Here is a 15,658-nt window from a genome sequence, read left to right as displayed (position 1 = left end):
TGCTGGCAACACTATCCATACTTTATCGCTTAGGCAACTATATTTTCAAGACAATACTTTGTTTTAATTAATATTGCCAATGAATCTGTAAAAAAAGTCGGCGAACGCCCCTTGTTCGTTACGCTGTGCAAGAAAAGTAACAATGTATAAGTTTCACTTTAGAATGAAACTGGTGGCGATATACTGAAAAGTAAAGAAGTGGCCTGAGGCCACCAACATCTCTTGAAAGGGCACACCATGAAAAAGAACACGACGCGCGGCTTTATTGCCGGTCTTGCCTTGCTGGCGAGCAGTGCCGCCTGGGCGGGCGCGCAAGTACATTTCAACAAGCCGGAGCAATTCACGGATGTATCATTCGATCAGATGGAGCGCGAGAAGGTACTCAAGGATTTGGCGGCGCATTTCGAGAAACTGGGAGAGTCGCTCAAACCAGGGCAAACCCTGAAGATCGACGTGACCGACCTGGACATGGCCGGGCGCGAGAACCCCTCCATGCGCACCACGCAGGATTTCCGCGTGATGACAGGACAGGCCGATTGGCCGCGCATGCGCCTGCACTACGTGCTGGAGCAGGATGGCAAGGTCATCGGTAGCGCTGATGCGGCCCTGTCCGATATGTCCTATATGACGCGCATCAACCGCTATTCCAGCGGCGACAAGCTGCGCTACGAGAAACAGATGATCGATGACTGGTTCTCGGCCACCTTCGGTACGCCAGTGAAGCGTCCGGCCCGCAAGTAAGCGGCCAGCGCGCGCCGCCCCGTGCGGCGCCTGCGCTCGCACACAAGGTCAGCGCCAGCGGCAACGCTTGCCAGTCCGGGATCAAGCCGGGCTCCGGCCAGCCCATCATGCGCTTGCCGCGGCGCAGCTTTAATGCAAATACACCCCTTCGATGCGCGCCAGCTGGCCGTTGTGCCGCATGGCCAGCAGGGCCGCATTCATCTTGTCGATGAAATCGGTCTTGTAGGCGGGCGTATTGCGCGCGCTGTAGGCGATATGCGTGGTTTCGGACGACAATTCCAGCACTTCGCGCAGTTCAAAGCCGTAGCCGGCCAGCTCGCCGTGCAACTGGCGCGCCGTGTGGCGTGCCGCGCCGCGGTCGCTGGCGTAGCAATCGATGCGCCGCAAGGCCAGTTTTTTCAGGTTGGCCTCGTTCCCCTTGGCCGCCTCCAGGCGCAGCACGCCCTGGCGCGCCGGCGCCATCAGTTTTTCCGACAGCAGAAAACCCGTGTTGACGCCGATGGTCAGGCCGGCAAAGTCGGTCGGGAAGTGCGTGCGCTGCGTGCGCATGACGGCGTCATGGCAGAACAGCACCACCGATTCGCGGTACAGCGTGGCGGAATACGGTCGTACGTACGGCCGTTCCGTCTTGCGTCCGGGCGGAAACAGGCCGAATACCTGGCCTTTTTCCAGCGCATCGAGGCCCCGTTTCCAGGGCCGCGGCTGCAATTCCAGCCGGTAATCGGGCATGCTGGTAGCCGCCAGGCGCAGGATATCGACGTACATGCCCTTGAACACGCCATTTTCCACGTAGCTGTACGGAGCGTAATCGTCGTCGCCGTACAGGATGACGGTTTGCGGCGCGCCCAGGGCGGGCGGCAATATGCCCAGCAGCGCCACGGTGAGCCACAGTCTTGCCGTTATTGCTGATTGCATGCCGCTCCAGATTCAATGTCTTCCTGGCAAGCATACAGCATGGCGCCGCGACTAGTCGATCCAGTTCACTTGTGGAAACTTGCTGCCGAAATCCTCCGGCATGGGCACGACCTGGCTGCGCTTGTAGTTGAAGAAGACAAAGCCGGACTTGGCCATGGCGATCAGGGTGTTGTCGCGCGGACGCGTGATGCGGAAGGTGATGTCGCCGCCATACTTGTTGAAATCCATGACGCCCACTTCGAACAGCAACTGGTCGCGCGCATGGGCTTCGGCGCGGTAGGTGGTGGCCAGGTCGGTGACGATGATGCCGGTGCCGTCCGCCTCGATGTCGCGCACGCCATATTCGAACAGGAAGCGGGCGCGCGCCTCGGAAATCATGGAAATCATGGAATCGTTGCCGAGATGGTTGCCGGCGTTGATGTCCGTCGTGCGTACCGTCAGTTGCGAGGAATAGCAGTACTGGTCTTCGGGAAATTCAAGTGTCAAACGGGCCATGGTGTTCTCTTGAGCTGGTGCGCAGGGCGCGGCGGAAAAAACCAATTCTAGCCGGTTCCCCGCGCCCCGTCGAAAAAGGCCCCAGCCGCGCGCGGCCATGACTGTTTACGCATGCTTATTTGCGTACCTGTTTGCGTACCTGTTTGCATACCTTATTTGCGCACGATCCGGTACACCTTGCCCGTGCCGCTCAACATGTACAGCTCGTTCCGTGCATCTTGCCCGAAGGACAGGATATTGCCCACGTTGGTAATGCCCCAGTCCGTCACGGCGGATGCCGCGCCATTGCTATAAGTGAAGCTTTTCAGCCAGCCGCTGCAGTAGTCGGAATACAGGTAGTGCCCCGCCAGTTCCGGCAGCGCCGTGCCACGGTACACATAGCCGCCCGTGATCGAGCAGCCGCCGGCCGTGTCGTGGCCGTATTCGATGGCGGGCAGCACCAGCGCCGCCTGGTTGCAGCTGCTGCTGTTGTAACAATGCAACCCTTCCATGATGTTCCAGCCATAGTTGTTGCCCGCCTGTCCGGCGGGACGCACGTCGACTTCTTCCCAGTTGGCCTGGCCCACGTCGGCGATGTACAGCAGCTGGGCCGGCACGTCGAAGGCGTAGCGCCACGGATTGCGCAAGCCGTAGGCCCAGATTTCCCCGCGCCCGCCCGCCGTGCCGGCAAAGGGATTGCCAGAGGGAATGGCATACGGCTGGGCCACGGTGCTGGCGTTGACGTCCAGGCGCAGCAGTTTGCCCAGCAGCACGTTCGTGTTTTGCGCATTGCCGGGCGGGTCGCCGCCACTGCCGCCATCGCCCGTGCCCGCGTACAGGTAGCCGTCCGGGCCAAAGCTGAGCAGGCCGCCATAGTGGTTGCTGAACGTGGGGTGGGGGATGGTAATGATGGTCAGCGCGGACAGGGGATCGGCCACGTTGGCGTTGCCGGCTGACACTTGCCGCCGCTCGATGACGATATCGCCGGCCAGGTTGGTGTAATAGATGAAGAAATAGCCGTTGCTGGCGTACTGCGGATGGAAGGCCAGCGACAGCAGGCCCCGTTCGCCGCTGGTGGTGGTGAGCGTGCTGATGTCGAGGAAGGGCGTGGGCAGCACGCTGCCGTTCTGCAGCACGCGGATGCGGCCGGGGCGCTCGAGAATGAAAAGGCGGCTGTCGCCGGGCGGCGCCGTGAGGAAGATGGGCGCGTCCAGCCCGCTCGCCACTTCCTGCAGGGCCAGGGCCAGCGGCGCCGTGGCCGCATAGCTGACGCTGGCGCTGGCCGTGGCTCCCGTATTCACCTGCACCTGCTGCGTGACGGGCGTGGGCGCCAGGGTTCCCGTGCCCTGCGCCACGCTGGCGGCGCTGACGGTGTAGGCGCCGGGCGCCAGGCTGGTGAGCGTGGCGGTGGCCGTCAGCGTCGTGCTGTACGACGCGGGCCCCGTGACCGTGACGGCGCCCGCCACGCCGGCCGGCAAGCCGCCGATGCTGACCGTCAGGCTGCCCGTGGTGGCGCCGGGCGCCGGGTGGTCCTGGCCGCCGCCACAGGCGGCAAGCAGGGCCAGGCAGCATGCCAGCAGCAGGGCCAGCCAGGGCCGGGGAGATCGGCAAGGAAAGCGGGACGAGATATGGCGCATGGCAGTCTCCTGCGGGAACGATGCAACGGCGGCTCAACAAACAATGGGCTTGTGCCAAGAATGCGCGTCTGTGTGCAGGCAAGTTTGAGCTGGCGCAAACGGACATCGCACTGGCGCCAGCATACGCCTCGCGCCTGCCGTTTTTCCGTGCGCTGCTGCACCGTGCGGCGGCATCGGACAAATGCGCCGCGTTTTCAGACAAGCGCAAGGCCAGCTACGCCGCTGTGCCCGCCTGCGCCTGATAATGGCGCATCTGAAACCGAGCAGGAAGAATCCCCATGAAAACCAAAGCAGCAATTGCCTGGAAGGCGGGCGCGCCCTTGACCATCGAAGAAGTCGACCTGGCCGGCCCGCGCGCCGGCGAAGTGCTGGTCGAGCTGAAAGCGACGGGCATTTGCCATACCGATTACTACACCCTGTCCGGCGCCGATCCGGAAGGCATCTTCCCTGCCATCCTCGGCCATGAAGGCGCCGGCGTCGTCGTCGACGTGGGGCCGGGCGTGACGACCCTGAAAAAGGATGACCACGTCATTCCCCTGTACACGCCGGAATGCCGCCAGTGCAAATTCTGCCTGTCGCAAAAGACGAACCTGTGCCAGGCCATCCGCTCGACGCAGGGCCGCGGCCTGATGCCGGACGCCACCTCGCGCTTCTCCCTGAACGGCCAGCCGCTGTACCACTACATGGGCACGTCCACCTTTTCCAATTACATCGTCGTGCCGGAAATCGCGCTGGCAAAGATCCGCGCAGACGCGCCGTTCGACAAGGTCTGCTACATCGGCTGCGGCGTGACGACGGGCGTGGGCGCCGTGCTGTTCTCGGCCAAGGTCGAGGCGGGCGCCAACGTGGCCGTGTTCGGCCTGGGCGGCATCGGCCTGAACGTGATCCAGGCGGCGAAGATGGTCGGCGCCGATAAAATCATCGGCGTCGACATCAACCCGGCGCGCCAGGAAATCGCGCGCAAGTTCGGCATGACGCATTTCATCAACCCGAACGAGGTGGACAACGTCGTCGACGCCATCGTGCAGCTGACGGACGGCGGCGCCGATTATTCGTTCGAATGCGTGGGCAACACCACGTTGATGCGCCAGGCGCTCGAGTGCACGCACAAGGGCTGGGGCAAATCGTTCATCATCGGCGTGGCGGCGGCCGGCCAGGAAATTTCCACGCGTCCATTCCAGCTGGTGACGGGGCGCGAATGGCGCGGCTCGGCCTTCGGCGGCGCGCGCGGCCGCACGGACGTGCCGAAGATTGTCGACTGGTATATGGAAGGCAAGCTCAATATTGACGATCTGATCACGCACCGCTTGCCGCTGGAACGCATCAACGAAGGCTTCGACCTGATGAAGAGCGGTGAGTCGATCCGTTCCGTCGTGTTGTACTAATCTTATCGGATGTCCTCATTGCGCAACACTTGACGGACGGGGCACGGCGGCAGGCTGTACTTCGCTGCCCGCCCCTGCTAGTGTGAAGGCATCACCGCCTTGCTTTGGGAGCCGTTCATGTTTGCCACTGCCTATCTCGCCACCTTGCGCCGCATGCTGCCCGTCTTTATCGGCGCGGCCCTGTCCTCCCTGTTGGCCTTGTGGTGGAGCAATGCCGCCATCCTGGCCACGCCCGCCATCTGGCTGGGGCTGCTGGCCACGTATCTGCTGTGCGCGCTGATGTTTACGCCGCTGCAAGGACGGCGCCAGCAGCTGGCCACGCGCCACGTGCGCAGCAACAAGTCGCGCTGAGTCTCGCGCACCGTCGCTGCGCCTAGCGCGCCGTGCTGGAAAAGCGCTCGCGGTAGTCGCGCGGCGTGATGGCAAGTTTCTTCTGAAACAGGCGGCGCAGCCTTTCCTCGCTGTGCAGGCCTGCCTGCGCGGCCACTTGTTTTAAGGAAGACACATTGTCTTCCAGCAAGCGCCGCGCCACTTCGAAGCGGGCCGTTTCGATGAATTCCGTGGGGCTGGTGCCTGTTTCACGCTGGAACACGCGCGTAAAATTGCGCTCGCTCATGGCCAGCCTGGCCGCCAGCAGCGGCACCGTGAGCTCGTCGGCAAGATGTTCGATGATCCAGCCCTGTAATTGCCGGATGGTCGGGTGCGTCGTCATCTGGCTCGACAGGTGCACGGAAAACTGCGACTGGCCGCCGGGCCGCTTCAGATACACGACCAGGTCGCGCGCCACTTCGAGCGCGATATCGCGGCTGAAATCGTCTTCCACCAGGGCCAGCGCCAGGTCGATGCCGGCCGTCACGCCGGCCGACGTCCAGAATTTGCCTTCCCGCACGAAAATGGCATCGGCATTGACCTGTATCAAGGGGTAGCGCTGGCGCAGGCTGTCCACGGCGCTCCAGTGCGTGGCCGCGCTCTTGCCGTCGAGCACGCCCGCCTCGGCCAGGAAGAAGCAAGCCGTGCACAGGGCCGCCAGCGTAGTGATGCGGGGCGCCGCCTCGGCCACCCAGGCGGCGAGGGCGGGGATGTCCTGCAAGACTTGCTCGACGTGGTGGCAGCCGACGATGACGGCCAGGTCCGGCAAGCGGCTGGCGTCGAGCGCCTTGCTGGCGTGCAGCGACATCAGGGTGTCGGACTCGACCGGCCCGACGGCCGTCGAGGCGATGCGCACGTCGTAACCGCCAGGCAGATTGCGCAGGCGCAAATGCGTATTGGCGTAATCAAACACTTTCATGGCGCCGATGGCTTCGAGGGCCTTGAAGCCGGGATAGACGATGATGTCGACGGTGCGCAGGGGAAATTCCTTGGGGCTTTGCTTGATCATGCGATATGCGCGAGGGAGACAAATACTGCCATAATGCAACAACAGCGAGGGCGTAGATTAGCATGGAATAAGCCACGCGCCCGCTGGTTTCCCATTCATCAGATTCCTGGATATCGTGCGCTTACTTCCCTTTTTTGCCACCCTGACACTATTGTTGTACTCAACTATTGCCCAGGCTGCCACGCTCAACTTCAATGGCGGCGCCGTCAGCGGCTGCAGCCTGAGCACGGATGGCTTGCAATACACGTGCCCCTCGCTGGCGCTGGACTCTACCGACGTCATCGTCATCGGCAGCGCGTATGGCGTGACGGTCAACAGTTCGCTGGCGATGAGCTATAACCAGGGCTTGACGATGAGCGGCAACGCCGCGCTGACCGTCAGGGGCAATCTCGATATCAAGGACATCAAGCCGTCGAATCTGAAGGTGACAGGGGGCAGCCTGAGCGCCGAAGGCGGCACCTTCCTCATGGGCGCGCAGGAACAGACCGTCACGGCGAATATTGCCGCCACCACCATCAAGATGGGCTCGAACAACGTCACGGTGACGGGCAAGATCAGCGCCAAGGGCCCGGTGGAAATCGCCTCCGGTTCGGTCATCAACGGGCCGATCAGCGGCACCATCGTCAATATCCTGGCCGCCAGCACCCGCATCCAGGGCGATATCACGGCCAGCGTTTCGCTGACCATCGGTTCGGGCAGCCAGGTGACGGGCGACCTGAAATCGCCGACCATCGACCTGAAGGCGTCCGGCCTGCTCGTCATCGGCGACGTGGACGCGAGCAATTCCTTGTCGATCGCCTCGGGCAATGGCATCAGGGGCAATGTGGATGCCGGCGAGGTCACCCTCGACTCGTCCAACGCCTATATCACGGGCAACGCCAAGGTTGACCACATCACCCTGGGCTGGCAGGGCCGGGTGCAGCAAACCATCACCTGCAAGGCCTATACGCCATCGAACCCGTGCAGCTGCGTGACGAACAACAGCGGCTGGGCCTTCAATGAACCGATGGGGCCGAAATGCGGCCCCGGCGCGCAGGCCGCTCCCCACCACTTCCAGATCGACCATCCGGGCAATGCGCTGACGTGCGCGCCGCAGACGGTGACGGTGACGGCATGCGCGGATGCCGCCTGCAGCACCAGGTACACGGGCGGCGCGAATGTCACCGTCAGTCCCGGCGGCACGGCGACGCTGATCGACAGCAGCGGCGTGGCGACGGCCAGCGTGCGCCAGTACACGGCCGGCAGCGCCACCCTGAGCCTGGCGAGCGTGCCCGGCGCCAAGGAAGCGCTCGTGTGCAAGCGCGCTTCGGACGCCAGCAGCAGCTGCAACATGGCTTTTGCGGCAACAGGATTGACGGTCATTCCCGTCAATCATGTTTCTGCCACTCAACAGTCGTTCAGCATCAGCGCCGTGCAGGGCGCCCCCAGCCAGACCCCGCAAGCGTGCGTGCCCCTGTTTAAGAATACCAGCAAGGATTTGACCCTCAGTTGCAGCTATGGCAATCCCGCCAGCGGCACCTTGCCCGTCTTCATCAAAGGCACGGGCCCCTTCATCGCCTTGGCCGCGGATAACAGCAGTGCTTGCAGTCTCCTGGGGAAGACTGTCAACCTGGCGTTCGACAACGCTGGCGTTGCCACGGCCATCATGTCGTATGCGGACGTGGGCAAGCTGAATATGACGGCCACCTATACGGGGTCGGCCGCTAGCGGCGACGCCGGCTTGAGGATGACGGGCAACGCCGAAGTCACCGTCGTGCCGGCCGCGTTCAGCGTCCCCGTCATTGCCAGTCCCCAGCGCGCGGGCGCGCCGGTGACGGTCAGCATGAGCGCGCTCAATAGCGCGGGCGCCGTGACGCCGAACTTCGGCAATGAAAAGCCGGCAGAAACGGCGCTGCCTTCGCTGGCCAGCCTGGTCAGGCCGACGGCGAGCGAGATCCCCAAGCCCGCCAAGCCTGCCCTGCAAGGTGGCGTGGTCTTCGCCAATGGTAGCGTTGCCAGCAGTGACATGAACTGGCCGGAAGTGGGAACCATCACCATCGCCTTCAATCTGGCCAACCGCAAGGGCTACCTGGATGCCAACCTTGCCGCGCCGGCCCCGAGCGTGAGCAAGCCGGTGCAGTTTATCCCGCATCACTTCATCACGGAGCTGATCAAAAAGGGCGACGGTGATGCGCCGGCCGCGCTCAACGGCATCGCCACGCCGTGCGCCGCGCCGCTCACCTGCGCCGACGATGGGGCGACAGGCCGCTACGCGTATGCGGGGCAGGCGATAGGCGTGCGCGTGACGGCGCGCGCCCTGGGCGGGACGACGACGCAAAATTATGACGAGCTCAATCCGAGCGTCCTGGCGCCCGTGCTGCTCGACGGCTGGGATGCGGCCACGGGCACGATTGCTTTTCCACCGAGCACTTCTGATGGCAGCAGCCGGCTCACCGACGGCAAGAAGGCGCAAGCCACCATCACCGGCGTGGCGCCCGCGACATTCACCCTGGGCGTCGCCTCGCCCATGGTCGCCTACCGCTTTCCGGGCAAGCCGGGCGCGCCGCTGGCGCCCACCGGCGTGCGCTTGCGCGCCAGCAGCACATATCTCGGCAGCGTCGTCGTCAGCTCGACCTCTGCATTGGTACAGAACGAGGCGCGGCTGACCGTGCTGTCGGGGCAATGGCAGGTTGCCCACGGTTATGGTTCCGAGTTGTTGCCCGTCAAACTGGCCGTGCAAGTGCAGTATTGGAATGGAACGAAATGGGTGACGAATTTGCTCGACAGCATCAGCGCATTCAACAAGTCGGACGTGGTGCTGGCCAACTGCAAGAAACCGCTGGACTGCGCTGCGCTGGCTGTGGATGACCGGACCTACGCCGTCGCCCAAGGCGTGTTGCCGCAGTTCAATCGCCTGACTCTGCTGGCGCCCGGAACCGGCAAGTCTGGCCGCGTGGACGTTTCCGTGGGCAATCATCCTTACCTGGGCAGCACGGTCGGCGTCGTCGTCTTTGGCATCCTCAGAGCGGGCCCCGTGATTTATCTGCGCGAGATGTATTGAGGCAGGGCAAAGGCGGGTGCACGCAGGCAGCGTGAAAAACCAGTAACATGCCTGGCTGTGGCATTCCCCCAACCTCAGACTGGAGTTTTCTATGAGCACAACTTCGCAGTGGATCGATATTGCCGGCCCGGACGGCAGCTTCCAGGCTTACCTGGCCGTGCCGCACGTGGGCAAGGGCCCCGCCATCGTCCTGTTGCAGGAAATTTTCGGCGTCAACGAGCATATCCGCGCCGTGGCCGACCAGTACGCGGCCGACGGCTACGTGGTGCTGGTGCCGGACCTGTTCTGGCGCGCCGGCGCGCACATTGAACTGGGCTATGACGGGGACGGCTGGAAGCGCGCCGTCGAACTGATGCAGGCCACCGACAATCCGCATGCGGACAGCGATATCGCCGCCACCGTCGCCGTCCTGCGCGCCCGCCCTGAAGTGACGGGCAAGCTGGCCTCGGTCGGCTACTGCTTCGGCGGCCGCCTGTCGTACCAAACGGCCGCGGCCGGCCTGGTCGACGCCGCCATCGCCTATTACGGCGGCGGCATCCAGAACAAGCTGGACCTGGCCGACAAGATCCAGGTGCCGCTGCTCATGCATTTCGGCGGCCAGGACAGCCATATTCCGCCGCAAGCCGTGCAAAAGATCGCCGAGCGCTTCGAAGACCGGCAAGACGTGGAAATCCATATCTACCCGGGCGCCGAGCACGGTTTCAACTGCACCCACCGCGACAGCTACCAGCAGCGTGCCGCCGCGCACGCGCATGGCAATTCCTTGATTTTCCTGGCAGAAAATCTGTAAGGCTTGCGCCGAAAACAGGATCGCCGGCCTTGCGCGCCGAGCAGCAAAGGCGCATGGGCGCTAAAATAGCGGCTGTGCCGGGCAACTCCGGCCGGCCGGGCGCGGCGCCCGGCAAACCTGGATGAGGAACCGAATTAAAGATGGCCCAAGTAATTGTTTCTGTAACATTGGCGGCAAGCGCCGAACGCGTGTGGGATTTTATCGGCGGCTTCCAGTCGTTGGCTGAATGGTCGAGCTCGATCAAGACCAGCCTGTCCGAACACGGCGGCCGCGTGCGCCGCCTGAAAACCACGGACGGCGCCGTCATCGCCGAGCGCCTGCAAAGCTACAGCGAAGCGGACAAGAGCTACAGCTATACCATCGTCTCGGGGCCTATCCCCGTCAGGAATTACCGCTCCACCCTGTGCGTCACGGGCGAACCGGGCGGCGCTTCCTGCGTGGCGCAATGGTCGAGCGAGTTCGACGCGGCCGAAGGCGTGGAAGAGGTCATGGTGGGCGCGTTCCAGCACCTGTACGAGACCGCATTCGTCGACCTGAAACGCATCATGGCGATTTGAATGAAAAACACCGGCACAGGCCGGTGTTTTTTTTATGCGTAGACAGTTTTAGCGTTTCACCTTGCCGAACGCCTCGCCCTTGTTCCACGTCGGCAAGTTCTTGTCGTTTGCCACTTCGTAGCCGAGGTTCAGGGTGAATTGCGCCTGCTGCACCATGCCCGACAAGTCCCACGACGGGTGGTATTCATCGGTGACCTGGTGGTAATCCTTTTTGAACGCCACCAGGCGCTCGCCGGAGGCTTTCGGCGCCTGGACGAAGTCGAAGGAGCCGTCGCCGGAAAACACGGCCGAACCCACGTTGAAGGCGGGTACGCCGGCCTTGGCAAAGGCAAAATGGTCGGCCCGGTAAAAGGCGCCGGACAGGTCGGGAATGGTGGGCGCGAGGCGCAGGCCCATGCGCTTGGCCACCCGCGCGGCGCTTGCGTACAGGCTGCTGCGCTCGGCGCCGGCCACGCCGATGTCGCGCGTCTTGCCGACGAAATTCATGCTGTCGAGGTTCAGGTCGGCGGCCGTCTTGGCCAGCGGCCACAGGGGCGCGCGCGTGTAGGCCGTGCTGCCCAGCATGCCCGTTTCCTCGCCGGCCGGCCACAGGAAGATCTGCGTGCGGCGCGCCGGTTGTTTTACCGCAACCTGCGCCATGGCCAGCAGGGCCGCCGCGCCCGAGGCGTTGTCGATGGCGCCGTTGTAGATGTGGTCGCTCTGGCCGGCGCGGGCGCTGCCTTCGTCATCCTTGCCCAGGTGGTCCCAGTGCGCCGAGTAAATCACGGCTTCGTCCTTCAGTTTCGGATCCGTGCCCGGCACGATGCCGGCCACGTTGAATTGCTCGATGCTGCGGATCTGGCTGTTCAATGCCACCTTGACCGTGGCGTTCAGGGCCACGGGACGGAATGCGCGCGTTTCGGCCTGCGCGCGCAGGGCGTCGAGGTCTTGTCCGGCTTGCTGGAACAGCGCGCGCGCCATGTCTTCCTGCAGCCAGCCTTCCATCGCATTGCCCGCGCCGGCCAGGCTGAAGCGCTCGTGGCCGAAACCGTTGGCCGGCACCGACCATGGGTAGGAGGCCGATTCCGTCGTGTGGATCAGCAAGACGCCGGCCGCGCCCTGGCGCAGCGCTTCCTCGTACTTGTAGACCCAGCGGCCGTAATAGGTCAGCGACTTGCCGGCGAAACGGTTTGGCTCGGCTGCGGTCGGCTGCGGGTCGTTGACCATCATGATGACGAGCTTGCCCTTCAGATCGACACCCTTGAAATCGTCCCAGTTTTCTTCCGGGGCGCGGATGCCGTAGCCGGCAAACACGAGGGGCGCGTCGAACGCCACTTTTTCCTGGCCATTGGCCGCGCCAAAGACGATGTCCTTGCCGAAGGCGGGAGACAAGGTCTTGCCGCCCGCGCTGAAGGTGACTTTGCTCGATGGCAAGGCCTTGCTGCCGACGATGGTCAGCGCCTGGCGGTAGCTGCCATCCTGCAACGGCTGCAGGCCGGCCACGGCCGCCTGGGTTTCCAGGTAGCGCACGGCCAGGTCGCCGCCGCGCTGGCCCGTGCCGCGTCCTTCCAGTAAATCGTCGGCCAGGAAGGACAGATGGGCGCGCAGGGGCGCTTCGGCAACGAGCGCTTGGGCGAAGGCGGTAGTACTGAACAGGCTGGCCGCGAGGACGAGGGGAAAACGCATGGCAACTCCAAAAGTGAATACGGGAAAGCAAAGCAGCGGCAATCTTACTCTACCGCAATGCTCCAGCGTAGCGCGCGGCATGCGCGCGCCATTGCGGCCACAATGGCCGCTGGCCCGCCGACCAGGAGCGTTCCATGACTAGCCGCCGACTTGCAATCGAGTAACACCTTGCGTACCGCCGACGCTACCTTGGTCTGCTACAAGGACAGGCGCAGCGGCGCGCCCGTCGTCTTCAGCCACGGCTGGCCCCTGTCGTCCGACGCCTGGGAAGAGCAGATGTTTTACCTGGCTTCGCACGGCCTGGCGACGACGCACAGGGACCGCCTGAACGAAGACTTGCTGGAGTTCCTGCGCCACTCGGTCGATGCGGCAAGCAATATCGAAGCGCACCTGTAAAACAGCCGAATCTATTGTAAAACATATAATATTGCTTGGTTTTTGCACCAATTGCGTGCGGATCGCCGATTTTTCTGCGTTGTCGATGGCAAAAAACGGCGTTCTGCGGCCTGTGTCCACCCGGTATGGTCCAGTAAAGAGTAAACTAGCAGATACACTCTTTCGCATTGGGCGATTCGAGCGAACTTGTGAGTGATTTCATGTCTGATACACCAATTTCCTTATTTTCCGACCTTAACCTGAGCGAGCCGCTGGTTCGCGCGCTCAAGGATGTCGGTTACGAAACACCGTCGCCTATCCAGGCGGCCACGATTCCATTATTGCTCGCCAACCGCGACGTGCTGGGACAGGCGCAAACAGGCACGGGCAAGACCGCCGCCTTCGCCTTGCCTATCCTGTCGCGCATTGATCTGAAACAAAGCTCACCCCAAGCCCTGGTCCTGGCACCGACGCGCGAACTGGCCATCCAGGTCGCCGAAGCGTTCCAGGTGTATGCCGCCCACATTCCCGGCTTCCATGTGCTGCCGATCTACGGCGGCCAAAGCTACGGCCCGCAGCTGTCGGCCCTGCGCCGCGGCGTGCACGTCGTCGTCGGCACCCCTGGCCGCGTCATCGATCACCTGGACAAGGGCTCGCTCGACCTGTCCAAGCTGAAGACGCTGGTGCTCGACGAAGCCGATGAAATGCTGCGCATGGGCTTTATCGACGACGTCGAACGTATCTTGAAAGAAACCCCGGACGGCCATCAAACGGCCCTGTTCTCGGCCACGATGCCTTCCGTCATCAAGCGCATCGCCACCACCTACCTGGTGAACCCGGCCGAAGTGACCGTGGCCGCCAAGACGGGCACGGCCGACAACATCCGCCAGCGCTACTGGCTCGTGTCGGGCATGCACAAGCTCGACGCGCTGACGCGCATCCTGGAAGCGGAAGCGTTTGACGGCATGATCATCTTCGCCCGCACCAAGCTGGGCACGGAAGAGCTGGCCAGCAAGCTGCAGGCACGCGGTTTCTCGGCGGCCGCCATCAATGGCGACATCCAGCAGGCGCAGCGCGAGCGTACCATCCAGCAATTAAAGGACGGCAAGATCGACATCCTCGTGGCAACCGACGTGGCCGCCCGCGGCCTGGACGTCGAGCGCATCAGCCACGTCGTCAACTATGACGTGCCGCACGATCCGGAAAGCTATACCCACCGCATCGGCCGCACGGGCCGCGCCGGCCGCAGCGGCGAAGCGATTTTGTTCATCACCCCGCGTGAAAAGAACTTGTTGAAAGCCATTGAGCGCTCGACCCGCCAGCCGATCGGCATGCTGGAACTGCCGACGATACAGGCCGTCAACGACGTGCGCATCGCCAAGTTCAAGGAACAGATCAGCGAAACCCTGGCCCTGGGCGAACTGGAACAGTTCCAGTCGCTGATCGAGGATTTTGAACGCGAACAGAACATTCCCGCCATCGAAATCGCCGCCGCCCTGGCGAAGATGGCGCGTGGCAATGTGCCTTTGTTGCTGGACAAGAACAAGGCGCGCGAGCAAGCCACGTGGCAGGATGACCGTCCCGTGCGCCAGGACCGCTTCGACCGCCCTGAGCGCAACGAGCGTTTCGACCGCGGCGACCGCTTCGAGCGCAGCGAGCGCCCGGCCTTCCCGAAGAAGGAACGCATCCAGCGCCCGGCCGACGCCGGCATGCAGACGTTCCGTATTGAGGTAGGTCATCAACATGGCGTAAAACCGGGCAATATCGTGGGCGCCATCGCCAACGAAGCGGGCATCGATTCGAAAAACATCGGCCGCATCGAAATCTATGATGACTACAGCGTCCTGGACTTGCCGGACAGCATGCCGAAAGAATTGCTGGACCAGCTGAAAACCGTGTGGGTGGCGGGCCAGCAGCTGCGCATCAGCCGTGACGGCGACGCGCCGGACCTGGCGCCGCCAGCCGCGCCGCGCAAGCCGTTTGCCGCCAAGTCCGCGCCAGCGTTCAAGGATGCACCAGCGGACGCGGGCGACGCTGCGCCTGCGCCGCGCGCGCCGAAGAAGGAGCGCCCACGCCCGGGCGTGACGGCTTACCGCATCGAAGTGGGCCGTGAGCACGCCGTGACGCCAAGCAACATCGTCGGCGCCATTGCCAACGAAGCGAACCTGGAAGCCAAGCATATCGGCCGCATCGATATCTTTGACAACTACAGCGTGCTGGACTTGCCGGAAGGAATGCCGCCGGAAATCCTCGACCACCTGAAATCGGTCGTGGTCTCGGGCCAGAAACTGCGCATCAGCCTCGATGACGGCACGACGGAGCGCAAGCCTGCGCCACCGCGTCCGAAGTCGCCGCGCAAAACGTTCAAGTAAGCCATCCCCACGGGCGCTGCGGCGCCTGTGTCGCGGATTGGAGACATATCTCCCCACTGGCGCATTCGCGCCAGTTTTTATTTTCCCTCAAGAAATGAACATGGTTGCCGCGCTATGGTTGCAGGCAGGCGTAGCCACGCGCCGGCCTGTATTGCGTCCGCTGCGCGTCTTTTAATCGGCGCAAGCGCCATGTTTATTGCCCGCCACATCGATACATAATTTTTTATTAATTATTGCGCATGTGCGCAATTTGAATTTTGCATTTCAATAAAATCAATCAAGTTGAGTCAAAGTAAATCATAAAACATAAATGAATTGATTTTTATTAT

The 15,658-nt window shown here is 63.0% G+C and carries 13 protein-coding genes; 8 read left to right on the top strand and 5 right to left on the bottom strand.

Annotated features, from left to right (window positions below):
* Positions 1-237: 237 nt before the first annotated feature.
* Complete coding sequence (locus AC07VI_RS22725; RefSeq protein ID WP_086145543.1) at positions 238-741, top strand: DUF3016 domain-containing protein; 504 nt, start codon at positions 238-240, stop codon at positions 739-741.
* Between the two features lie 129 nt (positions 742-870).
* On the opposite strand, the gene AC07VI_RS22720 is transcribed toward AC07VI_RS22725, so the two are convergent.
* The 3 genes from AC07VI_RS22720 to AC07VI_RS22710 all read right to left on the bottom strand — a co-directional run bounded on the left by AC07VI_RS22720 (position 871) and on the right by AC07VI_RS22710 (position 3,767).
* Positions 871-1,656, bottom strand: coding sequence for a substrate-binding periplasmic protein (locus tag AC07VI_RS22720; RefSeq protein WP_086145544.1), 786 nt, complete (start codon positions 1,654-1,656; stop codon positions 871-873).
* 51 nt (positions 1,657-1,707) lie between these two features.
* Positions 1,708-2,151: a thioesterase family protein gene (locus tag AC07VI_RS22715; protein ID WP_086145545.1), complete on the bottom strand. Its 444-nt coding sequence runs from the start codon at positions 2,149-2,151 to the stop codon at positions 1,708-1,710.
* Positions 2,152-2,303: 152 nt separating this feature from the next.
* Positions 2,304-3,767 carry a PQQ-dependent sugar dehydrogenase gene (locus tag AC07VI_RS22710; RefSeq protein WP_492992361.1) on the bottom strand — a complete coding sequence of 488 codons (1,464 nt, stop codon included), beginning with the start codon at positions 3,765-3,767 and terminating at the stop codon, positions 2,304-2,306.
* A gap of 278 nt (positions 3,768-4,045) precedes the next feature.
* Here AC07VI_RS22710 and AC07VI_RS22705 point away from each other — a divergent pair, with 278 nt between their 5' ends.
* Together AC07VI_RS22705 and AC07VI_RS22700 are read left to right on the top strand one after the other, a co-directional pair.
* Entirely contained in the window at positions 4,046-5,152 is a 1,107-nt protein-coding gene (locus AC07VI_RS22705; protein ID WP_086145548.1) for an S-(hydroxymethyl)glutathione dehydrogenase/class III alcohol dehydrogenase, read from the top strand.
* Between the two features lie 117 nt (positions 5,153-5,269).
* Entirely contained in the window at positions 5,270-5,503 is a 234-nt protein-coding gene (locus tag AC07VI_RS22700; RefSeq protein WP_086145549.1) for a hypothetical protein, read from the top strand.
* A gap of 22 nt (positions 5,504-5,525) precedes the next feature.
* Here the strand turns inward: AC07VI_RS22700 and AC07VI_RS22695 are convergent, their stop codons facing one another.
* Positions 5,526-6,530, bottom strand: a complete 1,005-nt coding sequence (locus tag AC07VI_RS22695; protein WP_492992364.1) for a GlxA family transcriptional regulator — start codon at positions 6,528-6,530, stop codon at positions 5,526-5,528.
* Positions 6,531-6,645: 115 nt separating this feature from the next.
* On the opposite strand from AC07VI_RS22695, the gene AC07VI_RS22690 reads away from it, so the two are divergent.
* The 3 genes from AC07VI_RS22690 (at position 6,646) to AC07VI_RS22680 (ending at position 10,917) form a co-directional block, all read left to right on the top strand.
* Entirely contained in the window at positions 6,646-9,570 is a 2,925-nt protein-coding gene (locus AC07VI_RS22690) for a DUF6701 domain-containing protein (protein WP_492992366.1), read from the top strand.
* Between the two features lie 91 nt (positions 9,571-9,661).
* Entirely contained in the window at positions 9,662-10,360 is a 699-nt protein-coding gene (locus AC07VI_RS22685; protein ID WP_086145552.1) for a dienelactone hydrolase family protein, read from the top strand.
* A 140-nt stretch (positions 10,361-10,500) separates the two neighbouring features.
* Positions 10,501-10,917 carry an SRPBCC family protein gene (locus AC07VI_RS22680; protein WP_086145553.1) on the top strand — a complete coding sequence of 139 codons (417 nt, stop codon included), beginning with the start codon at positions 10,501-10,503 and terminating at the stop codon, positions 10,915-10,917.
* Between the two features lie 48 nt (positions 10,918-10,965).
* Here AC07VI_RS22680 and AC07VI_RS22675 read toward each other — a convergent pair whose 3' ends face one another.
* A complete protein-coding gene (locus AC07VI_RS22675; protein ID WP_086145554.1) occupies positions 10,966-12,582 on the bottom strand; it encodes a M28 family peptidase in 1,617 nt (538 codons plus the stop codon).
* 150 nt (positions 12,583-12,732) lie between these two features.
* Here AC07VI_RS22675 and AC07VI_RS22670 point away from each other — a divergent pair, with 150 nt between their 5' ends.
* Both AC07VI_RS22670 and AC07VI_RS22665 read left to right on the top strand, forming a co-directional pair.
* Positions 12,733-12,978, top strand: a complete 246-nt coding sequence (locus AC07VI_RS22670; protein ID WP_193068925.1) for an alpha/beta fold hydrolase — start codon at positions 12,733-12,735, stop codon at positions 12,976-12,978.
* A gap of 200 nt (positions 12,979-13,178) precedes the next feature.
* Positions 13,179-15,329 (top strand): DEAD/DEAH box helicase, encoded by a 2,151-nt coding sequence (locus AC07VI_RS22665; protein ID WP_086145613.1) that lies wholly within the window; start codon positions 13,179-13,181, stop codon positions 15,327-15,329.
* Positions 15,330-15,658 lie beyond the last annotated feature (329 nt).

Source organism: Janthinobacterium sp. GW821-FHT03A03 (assembly GCF_059421435.1).
This window is presented reverse-complemented; position numbering and strand designations above follow the sequence as displayed.

Bases quoted from the DNA above. Each gene is read 5' to 3' on its own strand.
- AC07VI_RS22685 (WP_086145552.1), top strand. From the start codon at position 9,662: ATGAGCACAACTTCGCAGTGGATCGATATTGCCGGCCCGGACGGCAGC.
- AC07VI_RS22705 (WP_086145548.1), top strand. From the start codon at position 4,046: ATGAAAACCAAAGCAGCAATTGCCTGGAAGGCGGGCGCGCCCTTGACC.
- AC07VI_RS22695 (WP_492992364.1), bottom strand. From the start codon at position 6,530: ATGATCAAGCAAAGCCCCAAGGAATTTCCCCTGCGCACCGTCGACATC.
- AC07VI_RS22680 (WP_086145553.1), top strand. From the start codon at position 10,501: ATGGCCCAAGTAATTGTTTCTGTAACATTGGCGGCAAGCGCCGAACGC.
- AC07VI_RS22715 (WP_086145545.1), bottom strand. From the start codon at position 2,151: ATGGCCCGTTTGACACTTGAATTTCCCGAAGACCAGTACTGCTATTCC.
- AC07VI_RS22720 (WP_086145544.1), bottom strand. From the start codon at position 1,656: ATGCAATCAGCAATAACGGCAAGACTGTGGCTCACCGTGGCGCTGCTG.
- AC07VI_RS22710 (WP_492992361.1), bottom strand. From the start codon at position 3,767: ATGCGCCATATCTCGTCCCGCTTTCCTTGCCGATCTCCCCGGCCCTGG.
- AC07VI_RS22675 (WP_086145554.1), bottom strand. From the start codon at position 12,582: ATGCGTTTTCCCCTCGTCCTCGCGGCCAGCCTGTTCAGTACTACCGCC.
- AC07VI_RS22725 (WP_086145543.1), top strand. From the start codon at position 238: ATGAAAAAGAACACGACGCGCGGCTTTATTGCCGGTCTTGCCTTGCTG.
- AC07VI_RS22700 (WP_086145549.1), top strand. From the start codon at position 5,270: ATGTTTGCCACTGCCTATCTCGCCACCTTGCGCCGCATGCTGCCCGTC.
- AC07VI_RS22665 (WP_086145613.1), top strand. From the start codon at position 13,179: ATGTCTGATACACCAATTTCCTTATTTTCCGACCTTAACCTGAGCGAG.